The organism is Aeromonas sp. QDB30, from assembly GCF_027707645.1.
GTDB classification, from domain to species: Bacteria; Pseudomonadota; Gammaproteobacteria; order Enterobacterales; family Aeromonadaceae; genus Aeromonas; species Aeromonas caviae.
The window spans coordinates 1-24,570 of sequence record NZ_JAPCIY010000045.1; the positions used below are offsets into that span (position 1 = coordinate 1).

Below are 24,570 nucleotides of genomic sequence, written 5' to 3' on the forward strand. Positions count from 1 at the left end.
GGGGTGACGTGAGCGCGTTAAGGATCAGGGTGTTCACGTTGGCCGGAATGGCTGTTCAACTTCGCCGGAATACGCACACCGAGCGGCCATCGCTGAGCTGGTCATGCATAAAGTCCATCGACCAGCACTGATTAGGCTGGTCGGGAACCGCCAACGGCTCTGGCTTAGCCCGAACCAACCGTTTCCTGGGTTTTATCCGCAGATTGAGCTCCAGCGCCCGATAGATCCGGTATACCCGTTTGTGATTCCAGCCAAAGCCTTGGACGTTGCGCAGGTACAAAAAGCATAACCCGAAGCCCCAGTTGCGCTGGCTGGCCGTGATACGTAGCAGCCAATCGGCAATTTCCTGGTTTTCATCGACCAGCACGGGCTGATAGCGATAGCAGCTTTCACTGACCTTGAAGATCCGGCAAGCCAGACGGATGGATATGGCGTAGTGAGTCACGGCTTTGGTCGCCATCTCCCGGCGGGCAGATGGCGTTACCACTTTTTTGCCATGGCCTCGGTGATGATCTCTGCCTTGAGGCGCTCCTCGGCGTACATCTTCTTGAGGCGGCGGTTTTCGTCCTCCAGCTCCTTGAGTCGAGCCATGAGGGAGGCATCCATCCCCCCGAATTTGGAACGCCACTTGTAGAAGGTGGTCGTGCTGATGCCATGCTCGCGGCAGAGCTCCGGGACGGGAGCTCCAGCCTCAGCTTGTTTGAGGATGGCGATGATCTGGGTATCGCTAAAGCGTGATGTTTTCATGTAGAACCTCCTGCGTTCAAGGTACGGGAAAATTCTACTTATGAGCACCCTGGTTTTTCGGGGGGATTACCCCTGGAACGTCCCGCTGGAGCCCATTGCAAAAAAAGTGGCGCAATACAACGAAGGCAAGTAGGTCGATTTAGCGGCGCTTACTGATCGGCGTAACCAGATGCTCCTGAACCTTGGGCGCTGCCTTGACGCTTCGGTAATACCAGCTGCGCCGCGGCAAGCCAAACCAACGACAGATTTTACTGACGGAGACCTCGGTACCCTCGGCGCGTAATCCCTGCTAAACATCGGCGACTATCTGTCGTCCTCGCCGAGCAGGGAGGCCAACTTTTTTCTGGCGCGTAACTCCAGCATGGCTTCGCCATAGGCCTCCTGAAGCTCTTTGAGTTGCTTCTCGTACTGCTCGCGGATATCCAACAGCTTGGCGCGCAGAGCGTTCTCCATGCCCTGTTTGGCGTCATTAACCCACTCCTCAATTTCAGAGGGAGCTAAATCGAAGCCGCGAGCCGCCTCGGATACAGTGGTCTTGCCCTGGATGATGTCCATGACCAAAGCGGTTTTGCGCTTGGCGGTCCAACGTTTGATTTCTTCGTCCATCGTAATGCTCATGTCTGTGATCTCCACTCATTATGACCTGAGCAGGATTTCAGTGGGTCCTTACACTTTCTTGTTGGTGGTCATAGGGTGACTCCAGATAACACGGTAGGGGTACCGTTTTGTTATCCGGTGCGAAGCCGTATGACCACTCCCTTTTGTGGGCAACTGTGAGGTGAATATCATCTCCATACAGTTCGTCTGATAATGGCATTCTGTTGTCCTTTCAAAAGGTTAGTGAGAATGTCAGTTATGTAGATTTTTTACACTCTCCCTCATTGCCACTCACTTATCATTCAATAGAAACAAAAATCTGTGTGTTTTCATCCCCAGCTGCGGCGACCCTGCACTGCATTCGCTCAATGAGTTCTTCACCAAGAGAATCAGCAGAGAAATCGAATTTCAGTCTATAACTCTTCTCGCTGCGGTCTGCCTCCCAATATGAAAGGCCTTGGTCAAACTGAATAGTTAGTCGCTTCCCGGAATTAAGCTGAAGTTGTAGCTGTCGGTAGTGGGGTAAGGAGTGGAGGCTGAGTACTTCCCCCTCTAGGCCACAGAATTCCAATGCTTGGCAGATGGCTTCATCCCGCTCCTGAGATGAGAGCCAATCATGCCTGCATTGCCACGGTGTCCGGTTGTCGTTCTTCTGATATTGACGTCCCAAAACTCTGATAGCGAAACTTGAACTGCTGCGTACTCCCAGTTCATGGATCACATTAACCAAATGATTCACAACTAGCGGACTACATACATAACGATCTGTATAGGTGACTTCGGTGATGTGGTCTTTGCCCTCAAAGATGTCATTAAGAAGAACATCAGATACATTTCGAAGATGTTCCCAGAACCTGCCAGCAAAACCGTTGAGGGAGCCATCTAGCTGGTCGGCTATCTCGATCTTGATAAGCTCAGGGGACTTGCCTGGTATCAACTCGCTGGCATTTAGCTCTCGGCCTATCTGCAAGTTTGGCGGACAACCGCGAACAATCAGCGAGCCAGCAGAGGCTAGATCCCAGTCATGCCCTGGAGCAGTAAGGACAATGTTGTTGCTGGCCCATGCGATGTTAGCTTGCGGTCCATGTACTGTGATGTTTAGTGTTAGTTCTCCAAGAGCGGGAATGCTTTTGTGCAAACATAACCCAACTCCGTTAATAGCCAGCTTTGCCAACCATTCCTTCTGATCTTTTGGCAAGGATTCGAAGGTGCTTTCGAGAAAATGCAACTGCACCTGGTGCCCGGCACGCTCCCAGCTATGTAGTTGATGTCGCATTCGGCGAGCAACGGCAAGATCCCACTCCTCGGAGGTCGCAAGGAGATAGACTGCAATGGTCTTGGGGCTGTCATCCTGCGTGATGATTCGTTCAACTGCTTCATGCAAGGTTGTAATTTCGGCTTGGCTATGTGGTCCAAATACTTGAAGGGGGGCAGGCAATGCTAAGCCGGTCAGCCAGGTCTGATTGATCCACTCTAAGGCTGCATGGCGATTAAGACGGTCAGCCTCAAAACGGGTATCAAAACTGAGCAAGCAGTGCTGGCAGGCATGCGAGCAATTACACCTGCTCAGACGTTCGATAACCCGTTGCCACAAGTTTGCGTCATTCAACTGCTCCGCAGCCAGAGTGGTGTAGCCACCGCTACGCAGATCAAACACCCGAATGGCTCTAGCAGTTCGATCCTCTACCCGGATTGGATGGCAGTCACAGCCAAGCTCTTCAGTTTGAATACCAAGTGAAGCGGCAATGGCTTCTCGCAACGCGACAGCAATCGAATAGCCAGTGATATCATCATTGAGAAACTCTCCGCTCAATGGATCTCGTAGTACCAGTTCCAGTGCATCAGTCAGGCAGTCATGACCCAGATGGATATTCTGCTTAATCTTCCAGCTATTGTTGCTGCCGGGGCAGATGTTCTCACCATTATCGTTCTTACCACCGCGCAGTCTTCGATGTTGGGCCTTTTCGCGGAACATGGCCGGGAGATACTGTTCATTGGCCGCAGCAGATTGGTCCGGATAGCTCAACATGGGTTCGGCCTTGCCACACTCGAGACAGATGGCGAAACCTTTCTGGTTAGCTCCTGAACTGTAGTGGAATAGCTGAGACTGTTGGCTCGCACGAAACATACCGAACGCCGGATTGGTTAGATAGATCCAGCGAGCAGGCACATTCAGCCAGGGCGCTTTAACCGGTATATATTGCAGTCGGCTGATGTCGTTGTGAGGATCATCAAAGAAGTCCACTGCAAACCCGGCAGGCACCAAGTATTCATGGATCTGATCGCGCTCAATCGGGTATCCACACTCTTGACAGTTGAGTTCCAGGCCTGGGTTGATGGCCGTATCACTGGCCCCACAGTGTCCACAGCGCCAAGCCTTCTTGAAGAGCTGTAGTTCCTTGACGTTTTCGGCAGAGGCAGGAGCGTGCCAGTTCAGGGTGATGCCAGATGACTTATACACCAAGCCATCCATGACCAGCTCAGCACCAGGAGCATACTCTCGCAGTCCGGTAATACGATCTCGGGAGGCAAGCGAACGATAGCGGGCTCGATTGTCCTCCCGCTGACCCTTTTCATCCAGCTTCAAGGTCTGCATACAGCGATTATCAAAGCTGACAATATCTGTCGGAAAACCATAACCTGGCAAGAAACGCTTATCGGCCAGTTCGCTAAGAAGATATTCATTTTCTATCCGGTTCAGTTGCGCGTCCATGGCTCGATAGGCGGCGGCTTTCTTGTCTTCGACTTGTTGCAGTTGCGTCCGACTTGCCTCATGTTCCTGCAACCATGACTGTGTAATCTCAATAACTCGATTACTTGCTCGTTTTAACAGTTCTGATTGTGGAGTTGAATTGAGAATGCTACGCCGGGTAATGTCCTTGATCGCTTGAGATATAAGATCATCGGCTCCTAGCGCCTGATTCTCACACCACAGAGCGAAGCGTTTGGAAAGAGACATAGGCATCCCGTTATCAAGGAAGAAAGCCCCTGAAGTCATTGCCTTGATCTCTTCGGCCGCGATAACGTGCTTCAGCCAATGAGATAATAACCAGGCGTTGATATGGCGCTGTATCAGTTCAGGGCTTTGCAGTGACACCTTGGGCATACGCATCGCTGTGGTAAATGGCCAAAGAGGGTTATTGAATACGCTTTGGTCATGAGGGGTATTTTTACAAACAGCAAGTGCCAAAGATCTCCCTTCACGGCGTCGGCCTGCTCGACCAGCCCGTTGCAAGTAGTTAGCTGGGTGAGGTGGTACGTTATTCATTGCTACTACGCTGATACCACCAATATCTACACCCATTTCCATGGTGGTTGAACAGCTTAGTAAATTCAGTTTCCCGGCTTTGAATTGATCCTCGTATTTATCCAGTTTGTTTTTTGGTTGCTGGGCGGAGTGTTCTGCCGCACAGAAGTAATTCCCGCCTTCGTTGATCAAATCTGAAACATCAGACCAAAGCGCGCTCTCGCGTAATTTTTGTATTTCTGGTTGGTTATTAAGCCAATCGCGGATGCCCAGCAAGCCTTGATCACCAGAAGCATGCAGAAGTGATTCAGGAGGTCTCGGCATTGTGTAAGGCGCGACTTTCACAACCATCTCCCGATCAGTGCGAGGTGTATAGGGGCTTAGCCCTTCGAACGGAGTATCAATAAATCGCCTTGATACCGGACAAAAATAGACCTCATGGGGCAGCCGGAAGCTTATTTCGCTCAAATCGAGCTGATAACCATCACCGGAAGAGATCAACAATTTTGCGTGCTGGGTGAGTGCAACCCATGCTTCGTTAAGAATCGAATCGATCTGATCCTGGTGCAAAGAGGGAGACCAATTAAACGCCTTGCAGAGCAACAGAATTGCTCGTGAATGAACACCGTTGACAGTGTTGACGGTCGGCCATCGCGTGTAGCGTCCGGACAGCTTTTCAGTTTTACCGTTTAGAACAGGGGGGACTACCCACTTCGGGCGGATACGCGCGCCAATCAGGGATTGCCAGCGTCTATCTATATTCAGGATGGTGTTTTCACGGACGAAGAAGTCCAGTAGTACCTTCAAATAAGTACGCCAAGACTCAATAGACTGTTCTTTAGTTGCGCGTGCTGGCCAAGTCATGGGGGTGCTGGTAATTCTCGCCAGCTTGGGATAGCAAACCTGAACCAGTCCTAGTGTTTCCAGGCTGTTGGCTCGTTTGGGACGACGATAAAACTCACGGGCCAGTAGCATCCCAGCTAGGGAAATACTGTCTTGTTTACCGAAGGTATTTGGTGCCAGGCCGTTATAGTAGTCCAACATACCCATTTGCAGCTCTGGAGTGCCAGCAAGATGGTTCACCATGTCCGCCCAACCGATTTCGGCCCCTTTTGATGCGTCGGCTTGTTTCGCCAATAAGCTGCTTAAGTGTTTTTCTTCAAAACGCCCTATTTTTTGTTTGGCTTGAAGCTGTAGTAACTCCTGAAGATCCTGTAAATCTTCCTCGGTAAGTGCATTGGTTGGCTGTGCTTGCAATAACCTATGATACACCAGTCCCCGGATCCGGTTACGTTCGGAGTCCTGTTGTAATTTGACTGCTATGCGAGCAGTTCCTTGGCGGCTGTCGGTAAACGAAATTAGTTTCCGGCCTTGGAAGGGCTTGCCGGAGGGCTCGGGATCCTGCGGGCAAAACTCCAGCAAGGTGCCGATCACTGTGCTTAAGGTAAAGGGAGCGCCAATGCGCGCAGGGCGGAGCAAGCTGCGTCCACTAATTGAGGAACCGCAACAAGGACATTCATTCTGAGTGCTCCTGAATACTTGTAGCTCGATATATTCATCCTTGGGACCATCAAATCTCAGCCTCTGGCTGCTGCGATCCAGATACTCTGGAAAGCTACTGTCAACAACACGATTGGTGATCAAGGAGTGACTTAATAATTCACTATCTTTATCCGGTTCTTCGATATCTGATTGTTCTTCATCCAAAGAAAACTCATCGATTTGTTGTTGTGATGGGTCGATCAGCTTGCCTTGACTGGTGGCCGATGTTTGCAGAAAGCTCTCATTACACTCCTCGCAGGAGACCAGCGGCATAAGAGGTGCGCCGCAGCTGCAATGGGTCCGCTCTTCCAGATACACCATGCCGAATGGCCATTCTGGATGCGCCAGCGGTGTGTTGGCTTTATGTGTGCAGTTACGATCAATACAGGCTCGAATTGCAGGGATAACATTGTGAAAGAGGTGAGCTCGTAACGGTAAAAATGATAGACCTTCGGCATTTTTTGTCCCTGACATCAGGTCGAGCCAGGTAAGCAGTTGTTTTTTAGACAAACCCGAGATTCGTACTAACTCCTGCAGACTTTGTGGTTTTAATTGTCCATCCGTAATGAACAAAGAACGGATCCGAAGGGCTGTTGGACTGGCTTCAAGGCGTTGGTAGCGTAGGGCTGATTGTTCATGCTCACTCTCTATTGCAGCAATTACTTCGGGATGGTCTTGCTCCGTATGTGGTTTAACTTTGTGCAGAGATGGAATGTCCCGATGGCCTTGAACAACATGCACCTGCTCTGGTGGAACACCGCCGATATCAGCAAGGAAATTGCGCAGGTTTTCGATGGTTTTGGCATCCGATCCAAATGTTGCTGAGGTTGCCACAAAACGCACATCCTGCGGATTAACCTGAAAGGCCAGCATCACGCGGCGTAGCAGCAGTGCCATCTCGGCAGCTTGTGAGCCGATATGAGTGTGTGCTTCATCAAGAATGATCCAACGTAGTTTGCCAGCTGATCTTTGTAGAATAGGCTCATCTTCTTTCCGGATGAGCATGTATTCCAACATGGTGGCATTCGTTACAAGAAGTTGCGGAGGACGCGCCCGCAAGCTCTTGCGATCGATTACTTGTCCCTTGTACTTCTGAGCAGATGCCTTCCGCTCATTTTCCAGAGCCCCCGTATAGAGACAGTGGCGAATTTGCCCATCAAAGCCGTCTGTCCAGGCATCCAGGCGATTCTGCTGTGAGTTAATCAACGCATTCAGTGGATAGATGAGCAGTGCGCGGACCCCATCAGGATCTTCATTTCTATCAATCTCCTTCGCCAACTGATTGAGCACCGGCACAAGGAAGCATTCGGTTTTGCCAGAGCCTGTTCCACTGGTAACCACCAACGATTGTGGTTCTGGAGAGTTCAATACCTGCCATGCAGCTAGCTGATGGGTAAACGGATGACGGCTATCGGGGAAATGATATTCCTTGGCCAACTCTTTTGGCGGTTCAGCCATGGCTTTTGCCAGCCGTGTATGGAGTAATTCTCCACCCGCCAGAGAGGCCATGGTTTCATCGCTTTCTTTCCAACCAAAGGTTGATTCGAAGACTGGATCTGCAAGCCAGGCGCCCGGTGTTCCCGGTGTTGCTGTCAACTTCTCATGCAGGAATTGACGTAGATGAGGATTGCCCAGACCGAGCAGGCCTTGGGCCGCACGCTCACTGCGTACACTCAGGTTGGTCATCAGGGCGGAAAAATAGTTTTTTTGATAAAGCATCAGATTCATTTCCCAATAGAGTATGTTTGGGCCATGGCTAAGCCGGTTTGATAGGCTGCATCAAACCAGACGGTATCGAGTTGGCGAGTTGTTCTCAGACTAAACAAGCGCGCCGGATCGGATTGCCACAGCTGGCCTTTTCCCGCATAGACATCGAAGGCCGCCATAAAAGGCCGAATAACTACACCAAGCTTGAAATCCGTCACTGGCAATTTGCTTCTATCGAGCAACCTGTTTCCATACATTGATCTCCTGAGTTCTTCGCGCTCTGCATGACAGAGATCAAGGTCTCGTTGCGTTTCTGGAGGGTTTCGCCGAAACATTTGCTGCATAGCCGAGTTTTCTCCATCGAACAGATGGTCAAGCCAATATTCGATGAGCATCAACGGGTTTTTGAAGAAGAAGCTAACATCCTGACTATTGAGTCCGAAATACTGGTGGAATCCTTGTTCAAAAATAAAGCTCAGTGCCGGTTGCCAGCGAGCTAAGTAGTGGCTCTTACTCTGGATGTCATTGCGGATTGCCTCTAATCGGCGCGAATTTTCAGCGGGGAGCTGCTGGCGAATTTTTGTGAAGGTGCTGAACCAATGTTCTGGGGCTATTAGTAGCCACTCAAAAGGGAGTTCAGATGGTAGGCGCTCGGCCATCCGACTGGAGAAATTGTCCAGAAGCAGTGTGGCCATGGCTAGCGCCAGCGGTTCACGGATCAGAGCCTGGCAAATATCCAGACTGGCCAAAGGCAGGTGATGCAACTTATCTAGGAGCTGTTCCAGTGTTAGCCAATCCTCATTCTCTGGATCTGCAGCCATCAACTGGAGGGCGGTTCTGAGCATACTCATCCGTGTTGGACTGTCGGCTTCGCATAGAGCTTTGCGCAGAGGAGAGAAATCATCCGGTGGGCTGATGGCTGTCGCTATCGCTATCGTTGGTCTGCAATGTAGTTGAGTGTGGTCGTTCGTATAAATTAGCCATGGTCCAACGGCATCTTCTGGTAAGTCTATTTGCCAGTTACCGGTGAATGCCTGTTCGGAAAGACATAATGGTAGGTTGACTGGATCACGCTCTGGTTCGGCTAATGGTAATGCCTGCAAAAGTTCTTCTGCTTCGGTTTGTTCGAGAATTATTTCTCGGGCATTGTCGCTCAAGAAGGCTATGTGATTTTCTAGGCAGATGCGTGTCGAGTATCTTCCGACCTCCAAACTGGCATGCGTCTGATGGCCGTGAATCAGTTCAAGCAAGACGGTGTGATCAAGTCTCGGATGGCAGGAAAGCATTTGCTGAATCTTTGGGATTAATTCAAACAAACGAATTTCTCGCACACCGATATATTTGATTTCCTGTGAGAGGCTGGTTCGACTTTTGAGTCCAATGGTTGATAGTCGCAACCGCCAGTGTGCTGCTCCTTGGGCTGACATCAATATGGCTCTGCATCCGACCAGCTCTCCAATGGTCAATACCTGGTTGTTTTCAAGTGGCGTGTTATTACGCAATAGCGTGACGCCATAAGCAGGGAAAGGCAGTGTCAGTTTTTGTTCCCCCCCCGGCCACTGCAAACTGAGTGGCACAGAGGTAACTGGGCGGGCAGAGTTGCTCTTCAAGTCCAAAATCAAGTCTGAACCATCGTGCTTTGTTTTTAGTTCTATCTCCTCGGTTTCAGAGCGGACCGGCAGATTAGGCCAGTTTACAAGTCGAATTATTCCCTCGAGGGGGCTTATGCCCGGTTTGTAAGTAATCCCTGCATCAGGCGGAAGAATCACAGCACGAGTACTGAGCAATCGTTGCTGATCTTTTCTCCAGATCAACCGACATAAACCAGGCGCCTTCGTTTGCTCAAGCCGCTGTTCGCTATTTTGTACGCTGGCAAAAAGTTCATGGGACGGAACATCACTGGCATAACCACTCTCCTGAACAACCCGTAGACGCGGCGTACCACAGAACAGTAATCCAGGCGTGGAGGTTGCCTCGATGGTATTACCCGTCCAATGGCTATCAGGGAGTGCAGGCACACAGGAAGAAATGTGTACCCTGAATGTCTGACGTTGGTAAACGAGCCGAGTGTCGCCAGCAGGCAGTTCCATCAACTTCATGCCATTCGATAGATTATTGCAGAGCTCTTGTGCTTCACCTTCCTCGGAAAAGACAATTGTCTTGGGGGGAATGGCAACCAGTGCAGAGGATCCTTTGAGCCGAGCATCACCCTGTGCAATCAGGCGAGCAAATGGCGGCGTGTTCTCAAAGATCAACGGCTCATCATGACTTAATTCTTCCCCACCAGGCAGGTTGGCAATATGTAGTGTGGCCCCCCAACGACTGACAATCAGCTGAGCTGAGTCATGTAAGGCTTGAATCAATGGTAGGGGTTTGGCTATCAGCTGATATTTGTCTCCTCGGAGTAAGGCTTCACCTGCCATGTACTCTTGCTCCCCAACACGCAAGACCAGTTGAAAATGTGGTGGTAGCTGCTCGCAGGGAAAGCCAAGCGCGTTGGCAACATGCTCACGATTGGCTTGAGCTTGCATAATAAAAGAAAGTTCATACTGGGGCGGGGAACCATCGGTACTAAGGCGCAGCCCTTTCAGGATCTGAAAAGGTGTCTGCCGCGACAGGGGGGGGATGCTGACTACACTTCTCACAAGTCCCTTGATCAGGCTGGCCGCAGCTTGACTATCAAGCGTTATTGGAAATATATCCTCCCAGTCTGGACACTCTTTCTGTAACTTGCCTATGGGGTCGGACACATCATGAAGCTCATACGTGGCTCGGATATGCAGCACTGCTTTGATGAGGTTATCCAAAAGTTCATAGACGGGCGACTGTTGATAACACACTGGCAAGAGCGCGGCTTGTGCTTCAACAGCTTGACGCAGTTGTTCATCGTGTAGGTTGTAGTGCAACGCCTGCTCGGTGACCATTCTAAGGAGTCTGGCCAGTCCGCCTTGGGCCGATTCCACCAAACGCATCGGTAGGCCACCACTCATGGCGACCAGGCCGATAAAACGTTTGCCTTCGGTTTTGATCGAAGTTTGCAGGCACCATTGTTGATGCCCGTCAATGACCAGATTCCGGATTTTATCGTGGGATAGACTCTTTAGTCCTGCTGCTTCGCAAAGCGGTCCCCAGCGCCATGCTCCACCAGCATAATCACGTTTCCACCATTCAGCCGCGAAGAGGAGCCAAGCAGCAGGGTAGTGCCGAGACAAATGGAACTTGTCTGCATAATTTTGTAAGAGGCGTTTTAATGACTCGAATTCATCCGTCGAAGTTTTGTACGCGAAAAGTGGACGCTCATCAGGATGTTTTAACCCACGTCTTGCTAAAAATTCCGAAATCCATTGGTTAATTTGCACTTTGATTTCCCTTTTCCCGATTCATCATGACGCGCCACAAAACGGCAATCCAAGAGTCATTTCATCTAAAAAAATTACGACGATTTACATCCCCACCATTCTTTGGGCGCTTTGCATCCATGAGGCTTTGAAGGCGAGGTCGTTGGCGAACAGCTTATAGAGCTCCAGTTCGTCTTTGCGGCGTGCCAGCATGACCTCTTTCATGATTTTCTCGAAGGCCAGTTCCCGGTTGATCGGGTCCGGGTTGTTCTGATACTTGGCCTCGAAATCGGGGTGCTTTTTCACGCTATCGATGATGTTCACGAACTTCACCTTCTGCTCTTCCGGGGTCGAGCTCCAACCCTGGAACCACTTCTCGTTAAAGCTCTTGATGATCTCGTCCAGCGGGTCGGTCTCTTTTTCTGTGCCGTGAGCGCCGCGTGGATTGGGGTTTTGTGGATCGAGCTCTGAATCGTCGGCGTCCAGGGTGATGGTGTGATTGAGCTTCACACGCTGCAGGCCGTAGGAGGAGAGATCTACCGATTCGAGCAACTCATCGAGCAGGTCGGCATCCGGATCTTCCACCTTGAGCTTGGGGATCAGGAACTTGAGGAACCAGAACAGTTTTTCCCACGTCAGCATGTCATAGGGCATGATGGCGGCCATCTGGCCGTAGATTTTCACGAACTGCTTGGCCTTGATCTTGATGTCGGCCTTCTCTTCGTTACTTAGCTCCAGCTCATGATTGAAGCGCTCAGCGGCCTTATCGATGATGACGCTAAGCTGCTGGGCGTCTTCGTTGTTGAAATAACGCGCCACAAAATCCTCGACCTCGAACCACTCGTAGACAGCGCTATCGTCCAGCGCGTCCTTGAGCTCATGCAGCACATTGATGTCGGTGGCGCCGGAGAGCGAGGTGGCGGTGTAGAAGGGATCGAACGCTGCCTTCATGTCGTCTACCGAGTTGAAGAAATCGAGGACAAACAGATCTTCGGTCTTCTTGCCCCACTTGGGCGCGGCGCGGTTCAGGCGGGAGAGGGCCTGCACGCACAACACGCTAGCCAGCTTCTTGTCGACGTACATGGTGCAGAGCTTGGGTTGATCGAAACCGGTCAGGTATTTGTTGGCCACAATCAGCAGCCGATACTCATCGGTATCGAATTTGTCACGGGTATCGTTCTCGGGGAACCCGTTCAGATCAGCCTCTGTGTATTCAATGCCATCCACCTCCTTGCTGCCGGAGAAGGCAATCAGCGCCTTGAACGGATTACCCAGCGCCTCCAGCTGGCGGGTAATGGCCTTGTAATAGCGGATAGCCGAGATGATGTTCTGCGTCACCACCATGCCCTTGCCTTTGCCCTTGAGCTTCTTGGCATTCACCACATGGGGAATAAAGTGCTCGAGCATGATCTCGGCCTTAACGTCGATCGTCTCCTGGCTGCCTTCCACATAAGCGCGCAGTTTCTTCTGTGCCTTCTTGCTGTCAAACAGCGGGTTATCTTCGATGGATTTGCTGATCTCGTAATAGCTGCGGTAGGTGGTGTAGTTGGCCACCACATCGAGGATGAAGCTCTCCTCAATCGCCTGCTTCATCGAATAGAGGTGAAAGGGCTGGTAGGTGCCATCGGCCTGTTTCTGGCCGAACTTCTCCAGCGTGGTGTTCTTCGGCGTGGCGGTGAAGGCAAAGTAGGAGGCGTTGCCGCGCATCTTGCGCGCGCGCATGGCCTGCAGGATCAGATCCTGGGTGTCCTCCATCTCCTCCTCGGTGTGTATCTTGCCCATCGCCGCGTTCATCTTGCCGTGGGCATCCCCGGATTGAGAGCTGTGTGCCTCATCGATGATCACCGCAAAGCGCTTGTCGCTCAGATCGCTGATGCCATCGACGATAAACGGGAACTTCTGGATGGTGGTGATGATGATCTTCTTGCCGTTCTCCAGGGCTGACTTGAGTTCGGATGACTTGTTGGCGGGCGCTATGATGTTTTTGACCTCGGAGAACTCCTTGATGTTCTCGCGCAGCTGTTTGTCCAGCAGTCGCCGGTCGGTGACGACGATGACCGAATCAAACAACGGCTGATCGACGGCCTTGGCTCCATGCACATTGACGCTTGCCGGGTAAACCTCGATCAGCTGGTAGGCGGCCCAGGTGATGGAGTTGGATTTGCCAGAACCTGCCGAGTGCTGAATAAGATAGGTCTGACCTACGCCGTGGTGGCTGGCATGATCTATCAGCCTGCGCACCACATCCAGCTGATGGTAACGGGGGAAGTACAGGGTGCGTTTGCTCAGCAACTCTTTGGCTGAACCATCCAGACGCACAAAGTGCTGGATAATGTTAGCCAGGCTCTCCTTGGTGAAGACCTCTTGCCACAGGTAGGCGCTCTTATGGCCGGTCGGGTTAGGCGGGTTACCCTTGCCGTGGTGATGCCCCTTATTAAAGGGCAGGAAGAAGGTCGCATTCCCGGCCAGCTTGGTGGTCATATAGACCTCGTCGGTATCGACCGCCATATGCACCAGGCAGCGGCCAAAGTTGAGTAGCGGCTGATTGATATCGCGATCTTCCCGGTACTGCTTCTGGCCGTGGTAACGGGCGTTCTGGCCGGTCCAATGATTTTTCAGCTCGAGGGTGATGAGCGGGATGCCGTTGATAAACAGCACCATGTCGATCTCTTGCTTGGGGTTCTGCGCCGAGTAGGCCACCTGGCGGGTACAGCTAAAGAGGTTGGCGGCAAAGTGTTGGTGCACAGCCGCACTGCTGCTGGCCAGCGGGGCCGGGTACATCAAGGTCAGGTGGGCATCGTCAAGGCTCAACCCTTTTTTCAACAGGTGCAGCACCCCCTGTTTTTGCATGATGCGATCGAAACGCTCCAGCACCTTGCGTTGCCAATCGTGAGGGTGATGCTGCTTGAGCTTGGCCAGCTCAGAGGCTTGGGTGGTCTCGAGAAATTGCCAGAACAGTCGGGTATCGATGGCGTACTGCTTGTCGAAATCGCTAGCCAGCCCCAGCACAAAGCCGTGATGGGCCTTGGCATAGACAGCGGCCGCTTCGCCGATGCCACTGCCGAGCGTTTCCAGACACTGGCCGGTCAGGGCCTGCTCGATGGCCGCTTCAAGGGCCTGTTCTTTGGTATTGCTGACCATGCATACTCCCTGCTCGTTATTTCTTGTTAACCTGCCAGTGGCCGTTTTTCTTGGGCCCGATAAATATCAGTGCCCCTTGGGCTTTAAGCTTGGCGACGGCGCGCTCCACGGTGGAAAGAGCCTTGCCCAGCCGCTGCGCTACCTCGGCCAGCGTGATCTGCGGATGCTGTTGCAGCAGACTCAGGATCTGTTCCGGGGTTTTTAGTGGTGTTTGTACCCGCATTTCTACCTGCGTTTGTACCCGCATTTCACTATCCGCTTGGGTATGGATGGCTTCTTGCAGGCTGTCTTCAATCGCTTGCAGTAAAAACTCGATAAAGGCGGAACAATCGCTTTTCTGATCGGATTCGGTCAGTAACTGGTAATAGGTTTGCTGGCGATGTTTGATGACGGTTTCCACCGGCAGGAACGCCAGCATGGGTTGCCAATCGCTTAAAATCAGGGTTTGCCATAAGCGCCCGATCCGGCCATTGCCATCACCAAACGGGTGAATAAATTCAAACTCGTAATGAAAGGCGGCCGAGGCGATGAGCGGGTGGGCATCGCTGTGCGCTAACCAGTCGAAGAGATCGGCCATCAGGCGCGGGATCTGGCTGGCCGGTGGGGCCATATGCACCAGCTGCTCACCGCGATAGATGCCAGCCCCTTTACTGCGCCAGTGACCGGCATCATCAATCAGGCCATGCAGCAATAAGGCATGTGCGGCCAGTAAGTCGTCGATCTGATGCGGGTGCCACTGCTCCATCGCTTCATAAGCGGCAAAGGCATTGCGCACCTCCTGGATCTCTTTGGGTAGACCCAGCACGGTTTTGCCCGCTAACACGGCGGTGACCTGTTCCAACGTCAGGGTGTTTTGCTCCACCGCCAACGAGGCCTGAATGGTTCTGATGCGGTTGCCACGGCGCAGCTCAGGTACCAGCCGGTTTTGATTGGCTGCCTTCCATGTGCCAATCAATTCGCCGATGCGGGCGACATGGCGCATCATGATGTGGGTGAGCTGAAACGGTGGTTGATAGCTCATGGCTAGACCACCTTAATTTTGCCGGTCACGGCGCTATTAATCAGAGTGGTTTTGTATTCTTTTAGGATTTCACATTGTTTTTTCTGAAGTTCGATTGCGTTATCAAACAACTTAGATATTTTTTCTGCATGTGCCAAAATTTTCAATTGTTCAGCTTCTGGCGCAATAGGAATTGAGATATCAAATAAATCGCTTGTGTATAGTCGAATTAAACCCTCGACGATTCCTGTTGCTCTGATAGTGAACTGCCCGATGTATGATGGATGGCGGAACAACAACTCTAGTATCTTTGTGTCAGCAATATATGCTTTTGTTTTATAAACTGCATAGTCAGGGCTAACTAGTCCTTTAAAATCAATATTGCTTTTAAAGAAAACGCCAAGGTGGGCTTTTAATTTGTTAAATACAAGGTCGTTCTTGTAGACAATTTTGCTGTCTATGTTACTTGAGGAAACGACTGCTTTCTCATGGTAGTCAGCTCTTACAACCAAACCATATTGTTGGCTGACCATGAATAGAGGTTCTTCACCTGTCAACGATCGCTCTGTCCTCTCATCAAGCACGTATTTTAATCGTTTTATTTCCCAATGCTCCGGGATCTTGCCAATCCACTCCACACCGGAGTCTTTCATCGGCACAGTCGGGTCGAGACCTTGGGTCACGGCCTGCTGGATCAGGATCTGTTTGCGCTCGTTAAGCAGCGCGATCTGCTGCTCCTTGATGGCAATCGCTTCGTCAATCTGGGCGGTTTTCGTATCCAGAAAATTGGCGATGGCGGCTTGGGTCTCCCAAGAGATATCAAAAACAGGTAAACGTTTAAAGTCTAAATAACTAAGGTTTTGCCGTAGACCAGATCCAAATCGATAAATTACTTTTGTTGTATCCAATGCATGCAAATAGTAGTGCAGATATCTTGCTGAATACAAACCTTTAACTTTAAGGTTGAGGTATGCGCTTGTGATTATTCCATGGTCATTTGCTAGGCCAGTCCTCAAACTTGTTTGATCGTTTTGTAAGTCGGTACAACGAATAATAATGTCGTCTGGCGCAACAATTTGGTATGTCTCGAATGATTCTGGAACTAAGCCAACCAATTTATCGGCTGGTTTTATAATGATTTTCCCATAGCTAAGTGAAAGCACAACATCTTGCTTCATTCCTTTATTGCTGCGCTTATTTTCAGAAAAAGCCACGAGACCAGGTTTTATATTCCAATCAACAGGAATCTCTCCCAACCACTCTACCCCAGAGTCTTTATAGGCATCATATTTTGGCATAACAGTCAGTGTCATGATTATCTTCTCCTGCTTATGCCTGGGGTTGGGATGTTGTGAGACCCAGGATCTGGGCAATCAGACCATCGGCCTGTTGTTCCAGCGTCAGGATCTCCTGAGCGACGGTCTCGAGTGAGCGCAGCGGTTTATGGCGGTAGAAGTACTTGTTAAAGCTCACCTCATAGCCGATCCTCACCGATTCCATATTCAGCCAAGCTTCTGCCACATGGGGTTTGACCTCATCGAGGAAGTACTGGTAGATGCTCTGGCTCAGTGGCACCGACTCGCTATCGCGCAAGTCGCTGCTGCTCTCGTAAGTCACGAATTCGCCTTTTTTGCCGCCTTCTTGTGGTGGATAAGGGTAATAGCCAAAATCCGGCAGATCGGCCTCTTCACAGCTATAGCGCTCCAGCAGCTCGGCCAGCTTGTCGGCGTTGAGTTTGACCACCTTTTTCACCACCTTGGCGGCGGTGTCGTCATACCAGCTGACGGCATTGAGGATGGCGTTTTTATCGGTCGCCGAGAGTTTGAGCTGGTTAGCCTTGAGTGCGGCATCGACCTCGTCTTTAAACTGGTTGAAGTCGTTGAACTCCTGCTCACCGATGGCTTGCATCAGGGTCTGTGCCACAAACAGCAACTGCCGGGCGTCGAGCCAGAAGCCGGTATCGAGCAGTTTGCCCTTGGCCTTGGTGTTGAGGCTGATCTCGTTCTGTTCGCACCACTCGAGGATGGCGTTACTGTGTTCCTGCAAGAAGCCGGGGCTATAGACCTTTTCCTGATAGCGGTCGTAGCAGTAGGCCATCACCTCGGCCAGCGACTTGTCAAAGCGCAGGCTTGCGATGCGCTCGGCGCTGAACTGGGCCATGCGGCGATCCGGCCGCTCGACGGTGACCTTGTAATAACCAAAATCCTCGTTTTTGAATACCTTGCTGGCGATACCGATCGGGTCACCATTAGCGTCCAGCTGGCGTTCTACATTGCTACAGGCGAGATAGGTGTTGGTGATTTCTTCAATATGCTCTGGAGCAAATTCGCAGTTCTTGTTGCCCAGGTTCTTGCGCAGCTTGCGATAGAGCAGGCTGGCATCGATCAACTGTACCTTGCCTTGACGTGACTGCGGCTTGTTGTTGTTCAGCAGCCAGATATAGGTGGTGATGCCGGTGTTGTAGAACAGGTTGTTCGGCAACTGGACGATAGCCTCGAGCATGTCGTTTTCAATCAGGTAGCGACGGATATTGCTCTCGCCACCGCCCGCATCGCCGGTAAACAGGCTGGAGCCGTTATGCACTGAGGCAATACGGCTGCCCAAGGGACTGGTCGATGGCGACTTCATCTTGTTGACCATTTCCATCAAAAACAGCAGCTGACCATCGCTGGAGCGTGGAGTGGCATCACAGCCCTTGGGATCCACTTCACCCCAGTAATCGGCCAGCTGCACCTTGAAGCGGCTGTCGATGACCTCAGTCCCTTCCTTGATGTATTTCTGCTCCGAGGCCCAGCTTTTGCCGTAGGGCGGGTTGGAGAGCATAAAGTCAAAGCGCATCTGGGAGAACTCATCGGTCGACAGGGTAGAGCCCACCTTGATATTGGCCGGGTCATTGCCCTTGATCATCATGTCGGACTTACAAATGGCGTAGGTCTCGTCGTTGATCTCTTTGCCGTAGAGGTGAATATCGCGACTGGCACCCTGGGCCGGGTATTTTTCTTCGATAAAGTTTTGGGACTCGGTCAGCATGCCGCCGCTGCCGCAGGCCGGATCATAGATGGTGAGGGTAAGCGGCAGTTGATCCTGGATCGGGTCAAACACCAGGTGGGTCATCAGCTCGATCACCTCGCGCGGGGTGAAGTGTTCCCCAGCCTCTTCGTTATTCTCTTCATTGAATTTGCGGATCAGCTCTTCAAACACATAGCCCATGCCGAGGTTAGTCAGCGCAGGCAGTTTGTTGCCCTCCGGATCTTCACCGTCTTTGGGTGTCAGGTTGATGTAGGGGGAGATAAATTTCTCGACTACATCCAGCAATACCTGCTTGTCGGCCATATGGCGTATCTGCGCCTTGAGATTAAAGCGGCTGATGATCTCCTTGACGTTATCGCTGAAGCCATTGAGATATTCATTGAAGTTTTCCAGCAGGATCTGCTGGTTATTAGTGGCCGCGTTGGACAGGGATTTGAGTGTCCATTTGGATATGTTGTAGAAGACGTAACCGGATGCGGCCTTAAGCGGCTCTTCGTCCAGCTCGACGGCATTCATCTCCTGCTGCTGGAAATTGACTTCGTCCAGTACCGCTTGTTTGGTGGGTTCAAGCAGGGTGTCCAGGCGGCGCAACACCACCATTGGCAGGATCACATCACGATACTTACCGCGCACATAGACATCGCGCAGGCAGTCATCGGCAATACTCCAGATAAAAGAAACCAGTTTGTTGTGTACGCTGTGATCCATCTTGTTGTCCTGTCTTTCCGGGCTCGCCCGGTAAAAATAAAAATTTAAGTTCGACCCGGTGCCAACGTCGCATTGCTGACGTTATCGAGGCAGTCCGGATTTGCCAGCCAGAGCTGATATTCGGGGCCATCAAGATGATGGTCGGCGGAACAGTCCACATTCCACAGACGCAGCAGATAACCCGCCGTGGCGGCCCGCACTGTGACGTGTCGGACACCGTCGGTCATGGCGTAGTCGAGAGCGATGGCCTCGGGGTGCTGACGGGCAGGGTGGGGCCTAAGCGCCAGCGTTACCTGCGTTGTCCATTGAGCATCTACTTCTGGGAGATCCTCTGCTTGGGCTTTCTCTTCGACCAGCAGTTGCGCGTGAGCGATGCGTGTCAGTACGAAATCCCGGAACTCGCTATGCGTGCGGTCATAGGCGCGGACATGCCAGCGCAAGCCGCTGTCGACCAGCGTGTGCGGCACTATGTCGCGCACCGTTTCCCCGCTACTAAGCGAGACATAGCGGATGCGTAGGGCACAGCGACGGTAAATCGCTTCGGTCAGTTGGGCGACAATCGCCAGTGCCGGTTGATTGAGGTGGTGCGGCGCCTCGCAGGCAAAGGGCAGCATACCCTTGCCGGAGAAGCCGTCGCCAAAGCCCTGGCTCAAGGTGGCGAGGGTTCGCAGCGGATCATACTCAAACAGTGACGCAAACGCCGCGCCGCGGATGTGCACTCGTCGCTTGGCATCGTATTCGATGTTTTGCGGTGCCAGCTCGCGATAGAGCATGAAGTCTTTGGTGACCTGAGCGGGCGCCATATTAAAGCGAGTCATCAGATCGGCCCGCACCGCTTCGCCTTTGAACATCAAGGTGAAGTCGATATGGGCGATCCGCTCTCGAGTCGCCTGTGGCAGGGCCTCGAGACGCTTCTGGATGACGCTGGCTAACATCAATACTTACACCTGATAAAAAAGATTAGGTCCATCGTAAAACAATCCAATGCGCTTGGAAACCATTAGTTGAGTAAAAAAACTAGATGCAGATGGCACTTCTTCACATCTACATCTGTTCACGCCTGCTGTATGGCCAACAGTCGATTCGCGCGTCAGTGGTAGTGAGTCTTGGCGGCAAGACGAGCATAGAACACCAGCTCGCCCAGAATTCTGAGACGCGCCTCTGCGTAGGCGTCTCTTTTGGCGTTTATTAGCCGCATATACGCCGCGAAAATCAGCTCGGGGGCATCAAAATCGATCCGTTCCCCTCGATGCAGGACATACATAGGCCTGGTCGACTCACCTTGCGCTTTGCCAGCAAAAAAACAGAAGGCAGCGGTGACGACCTGTTGCGCCGTCTTCTTTCGTCCTTGGTTCAGCTTCTTATCGCCGTGAGTCACGAAATAGAACACGAAGTCATCCATCAAGCGCTTGGAGATCTGAATATCCTTATGGCCAGGTGAAAGTCGATAGTCACTCGTTGGCTCTTGTTGTGGCGTCTTAGCCCAAGGTAAAACACCTTGATGGGCTTGGTAGTGAACCGTCACGTTAAGTAATACCTCTGTATTTTTCATATTTACCTCCTGTTGATGGATGATGAATTACCTCTTCTTTATTACTGGATCGGGCGGTCTGCTTACCGCTATTTAAAACTGTTTAATAACTTGGTCAGTTGCTTTTGTGATGCATCAAATCGCTGCTGCATTTCGGCCAATAAGGCCATCTCTTTGTCGATGTCGAGCCCTTCGACCTGAACCTCTTTTTCAAAGTAGCGACTGGGGCTGAGGTTGTACTCCTGAGCGCGCAGTTCGCTTAGATTGATCATTCGGCAATGTTCGGATGTCTCAGAGCCTTGCACCCAATCGGCAATCAGCTTGGCCTCATCTTGATTGAGGGTTCGGCCTTGTCTGCCATGGGAACCCAAGCCACTGGCGTCAACCAACCGAACCGGTGCACCTTGCGGGCGGGATTTCTTGAGAATGGCCAGCACTGAGGGGATAGCGGTTCCCGAGATCAGACCGGCTGGAAGGCTGATCAAGGCCTCGAGATATTCACTTTCCAGCAGAGTTTGCCGGACCTGTGCATCGTAGCCTGGCCGGAATGTCCAGCCTTGTGGCATCAGTAGTAGTGCCGTTCCCTGGTCGGTCAGCTTTTGCATCGCCAACTGTAACCAGAGCCCATCGGCCGCCATGGCCGAGACCGCATCACCGGCAGGAACTTGCAGATAATCGACCCTGGCCAATTCGCGGCGTTGATCGGCTGCCAGTTTGATGCCTAATGGCGGCTCAAGGATTACGACATCCGCTGAGCTTTTACCTATGTCGGCCACCAGCAGTGCATCGGCACGATGGAACTCCATGCTCTGCGCTTCAAGGAGTAGCAAGCGGTATGAGATCAGCCAGGTGGTATGATTAATCTCCATCAAGATGGCATGTTGTGGTCGTAATGCCGAAGTCACTGCGGCCATTCCGGCTGCACCATCAAACAACGTCTTTTGTGAACAATCACCCAACAGGGCTTGATAGAGGCTAATCAAACTCGGATTGGAGCTTTCCATGCTTCTTGAGCGAGTAAAGCCGAGGCAATAGAGTTCCCGGATGGCACGTGCGAAGGCCGTAAAATCGGTAACCTGCTCCAGCCAGCTCATAAGCTCAGCTAACACCTTGTCATCGAACCGATGTGCTTCGGGACTACAAAATACGGCTTCAGGAAGCTGAAGCTGCGTTGCCAGCTTCTTGCCCAGCTCGCGCATGGCTTCATATTGATGTTTGCTGCCGGTGTTGACGATAGCGCTAAATCCATCAGGATCCTGCTTGGCCAATAAGCCAAGAAACGAGAGCAGTTCCATGGCGTGCAATGGCTCCATTGCGCCTCGGGAGGACTCAATAATCTGAGTCATTTTCTGCAGCATGTTTTGCATCAGGCATCTCCTTTCAGCAATTGCTCAATACAGGCATCTGCCGCTTTTTTTTGTTGCTCGGCCAGTGCGAGAGTATCCATATAGGCCTGGTTACGAGCATGGAACAGCTCGGCTAGGCGTTGCTGATCATGCAGCGTAGGCAAGGGAATTTCGGTTTTTTTCAGACTCGAAGCACTGATGTTCTGGATGACTGCGCCAGTATTCATCCGTTCCAGCATGGCTATCCCCAATTGGCTGTTCAAAAAGGCAACTAGGGTTTCACCGAGCAGCAGTTCCTTCTTGGGTCGCAGCAGCAGGAAGTTGGCAGAGGCCAGCACACCTAGTTGAGCGGTTGTTTCATCCACATAGGCCGCACGAATGGTACTGCCCCTTGCCAGCAGCACGACGTCACCTGTCTGGAGAGAAAAGCGCGCAATGCTTTTTTCATCCTTAACGCAGATGGGGGTCAACTGGTTGGCCTCGATCTGCCCTTGTTGATTGAGGCAACTTCCGGTTAGCAGAAAGTGTTGTGCGTCCGCAGCATCAGCTTTTTCATAGACACTATTGGTTGCACCAGTGACGATGCAATGACACAGATCTTCGATCGTATAGTTGGTCATTTATATTTCGTTTCCTTTGTACGATTTCGCAATGAGGTGATCATTCCACAGGTGATGATATTCTGTCAATGATTTATTTCGTACGATCAAAACGATTTTAGGGGGTTCATTGTGTCATGCTTATGTCGCGGGCCATTGCCAGCTCATGCTCACGTAGTAGTGCTGTTTAAGCCAGGCCAGATCCGCTTCCCAGTCTGCGATCGCTTGGCGCATGTTGGCCGACTGACGCCTCTTGGCACTACGGATAAAGGCAGCGATTGTTTTTGCCATCTTCTCTAGCCGTTTGGGCTCTGCTGGGTTTCCCCATTCCGCCATATAGGCCTGATCTTCAACGAGCGGTAACTCTTGTTCAAAGACCCATTGCAATAATTTCAGGCGCTGGTTGCGATACAAGCGCTTTTCTCCGACCCGGTAGCCCACTGATTGAAAGATACCTACCTTGGGCCATTTGCTTTCGGGCAATCCAGCGTGGGAGGCTGAGATCACTGTGCTTGGCCAACTGAATAGTTTTTCTGGGCGTAGGGGTAATGCAGACTGGGGTTTTAAAGACAAGATACGTCGGGTTGATGTGGGGCGGGGTCTAACGGCTGAGAATGCGCGAAGTGGACGAGTATGGAGCTTGCGATACATCAGATCCCGTTTGATATCGATGCGGTAGAACTGCTCCCAGTCAGGGTGCTTGCCTGAGTAATGGCGAAGTTCTGAACTGAGAGAAAAAAAAGCAGCGTCATCATACTCTTCCTCATCAACGTGGACATGACGTTGCCAAGTATGATGAATTTTTGCCACCACTTTTATTATCTGATTGAGTGAGCGAGCTGCATGTCTTGGACGCCATGTTGTAGTCGTGTACATGACTGGCGACCTATGACGATGTCGTCGTTTTTTCCCCATCGAATCGATCTCTTTGAACTACGTCAAAGGCATGATATCAGTTCTGGTTAATTCCTTAATTAATTGATATTTCGGTATTTTTACCAGCTATTCTGCGGTTTTTGTTGTGTTGTATTGAATCCGTTATAGCCACCCTCGCTCCGCCATGGATACACGGCCTAGTAGCTATGCTTTGATGGATTCAGGGGATCTTGTAAATCGCCAAACAGAAGTACCGCATGGATACCGCTAAAAGCATCCCGCAGGCGTAGGGCCTGCTGACTCTTCTCGTTCGCTTGATGTTATGGGGTAGGGGCCATCAAGCTGCACTGCAACACTTCATTGTGCCTAGTGAATTGGGCACGGGATCAAATTTGTTAGGCACGATATAAAGAATGGCCACCAATGAGCAACGATTTTGGGGCCGCGCCCGATAGGATAGGGGTCTGGCTTGGGTTTGATGAGATCAGGCGGTGCCTATGACATTGGGCACGGAAGTGCCTTTTCTAGGCACGAGGCAAAAAATAGTGTCGGATGACGCCTGATTTTTGAATCGAAAAAACTAATGCGACACAAAGCAAAAATCCCGCTCGAAAGGGGGATTTTTGTGAATTTGGTGCGTCCTAGTGGACTCGAACCACCGACCCCCACCATGTCAAGGTGGTGCTCTAACCAGCTGAGCTAAGGACGCAATTTGTTGTTTCTATTGATGTATTGTTTTCGAATGGTGCGTCCTAGTGGACTCGAACCACCGACCCCCACCATGTCAAGGTGATGCTCTAACCAGCTGAGCTAAGGACGCATCGTATTCGAAAAACTCATCATCAATTATGGTGCGTCCTAGTGGACTCGAACCACCGACCCCCACCATGTCAAGGTGGTGCTCTAACCAGCTGAGCTAAGGACGCATCACGAAAAGTGGTGGGTTTAATTGGATTCGAACCAACGACCCCTACCATGTCAAGGTAGTGCTCTAACCAACTGAGCTATAAACCCACTTCATAAACCGGGTTGAAAACCCGTTTTATCCCGCCAGCACTGCTGGCGTGGTCGGCATACTACCCATGGCCCCCAAGGCTGTCAACAAGGGACATGCACAAAGGAGACTGTTTGCCCAGTTCTTGTGCAGCCTGTTGATTTTAC

At 51.5% G+C, this 24,570-nt stretch carries 12 protein-coding genes, 4 tRNA genes and 1 pseudogene; all 17 read right to left on the reverse strand.

The window, feature by feature from the left end:
* Positions 1 to 67: 67 nt before the first annotated feature.
* Positions 68 to 747, reverse strand: a pseudogene (locus PG896_RS13785) (IS3-like element ISKpn10 family transposase); the annotation flags it as partial.
* Positions 748 to 1,050: 303 nt separating this feature from the next.
* Positions 1,051 to 1,365 (reverse strand): transposase, encoded by a 315-nt coding sequence (locus tag PG896_RS13790; RefSeq protein ID WP_113978622.1) that lies wholly within the window; start codon positions 1,363 to 1,365, stop codon positions 1,051 to 1,053.
* A 277-nt stretch (positions 1,366 to 1,642) separates the two neighbouring features.
* Positions 1,643 to 7,861, reverse strand: a complete 6,219-nt coding sequence (locus tag PG896_RS13795; RefSeq protein ID WP_247631639.1) for a DEAD/DEAH box helicase — start codon at positions 7,859 to 7,861, stop codon at positions 1,643 to 1,645.
* Positions 7,858 to 11,199 (reverse strand): STY4851/ECs_5259 family protein, encoded by a 3,342-nt coding sequence (locus tag PG896_RS13800; protein WP_204509409.1) that lies wholly within the window; start codon positions 11,197 to 11,199, stop codon positions 7,858 to 7,860. The genes PG896_RS13795 and PG896_RS13800 overlap by 4 nt, the downstream gene beginning before the upstream one ends.
* A gap of 84 nt (positions 11,200 to 11,283) precedes the next feature.
* A complete protein-coding gene (locus PG896_RS13805) occupies positions 11,284 to 14,319 on the reverse strand; it encodes a type I restriction endonuclease subunit R (RefSeq protein WP_270835809.1) in 3,036 nt (1,011 codons plus the stop codon).
* A gap of 16 nt (positions 14,320 to 14,335) precedes the next feature.
* Positions 14,336 to 15,340 (reverse strand): Fic family protein, encoded by a 1,005-nt coding sequence (locus PG896_RS13810; RefSeq protein ID WP_270835810.1) that lies wholly within the window; start codon positions 15,338 to 15,340, stop codon positions 14,336 to 14,338.
* A gap of 2 nt (positions 15,341 to 15,342) precedes the next feature.
* The gene (locus PG896_RS13815; protein WP_270835811.1) at positions 15,343 to 16,632 is read right to left on the reverse strand and encodes a restriction endonuclease subunit S; all 1,290 of its coding nucleotides are present in this window, start codon (positions 16,630 to 16,632) and stop codon (positions 15,343 to 15,345) included.
* Positions 16,633 to 16,648: 16 nt separating this feature from the next.
* Positions 16,649 to 19,057, reverse strand: coding sequence for a type I restriction-modification system subunit M (locus PG896_RS13820; protein ID WP_202211876.1), 2,409 nt, complete (start codon positions 19,055 to 19,057; stop codon positions 16,649 to 16,651).
* 44 nt (positions 19,058 to 19,101) lie between these two features.
* Positions 19,102 to 19,992, reverse strand: coding sequence for a WYL domain-containing protein (locus tag PG896_RS13825; RefSeq protein ID WP_202211877.1), 891 nt, complete (start codon positions 19,990 to 19,992; stop codon positions 19,102 to 19,104).
* Positions 19,993 to 20,147: 155 nt separating this feature from the next.
* A complete protein-coding gene (locus tag PG896_RS13830; RefSeq protein WP_270835812.1) occupies positions 20,148 to 20,609 on the reverse strand; it encodes a hypothetical protein in 462 nt (153 codons plus the stop codon).
* A gap of 68 nt (positions 20,610 to 20,677) precedes the next feature.
* A complete protein-coding gene (locus PG896_RS13835) occupies positions 20,678 to 21,955 on the reverse strand; it encodes an N-6 DNA methylase (RefSeq protein ID WP_202211879.1) in 1,278 nt (425 codons plus the stop codon).
* Positions 21,955 to 22,554, reverse strand: coding sequence for a restriction endonuclease subunit S (locus PG896_RS13840; RefSeq protein WP_202211880.1), 600 nt, complete (start codon positions 22,552 to 22,554; stop codon positions 21,955 to 21,957). The genes PG896_RS13835 and PG896_RS13840 overlap by 1 nt, the downstream gene beginning before the upstream one ends.
* A gap of 120 nt (positions 22,555 to 22,674) precedes the next feature.
* Entirely contained in the window at positions 22,675 to 23,409 is a 735-nt protein-coding gene (locus PG896_RS13845; protein WP_202211881.1) for a hypothetical protein, read from the reverse strand.
* A gap of 632 nt (positions 23,410 to 24,041) precedes the next feature.
* A tRNA-Val gene (locus PG896_RS13850) sits at positions 24,042 to 24,118 on the reverse strand.
* A 34-nt stretch (positions 24,119 to 24,152) separates the two neighbouring features.
* Positions 24,153 to 24,229 (reverse strand) — tRNA-Val (locus PG896_RS13855).
* 29 nt (positions 24,230 to 24,258) lie between these two features.
* Positions 24,259 to 24,335, reverse strand: a tRNA-Val gene (locus PG896_RS13860).
* Between the two features lie 11 nt (positions 24,336 to 24,346).
* Positions 24,347 to 24,423: transfer RNA gene (locus tag PG896_RS13865), tRNA-Val, on the reverse strand.
* Positions 24,424 to 24,570 lie beyond the last annotated feature (147 nt).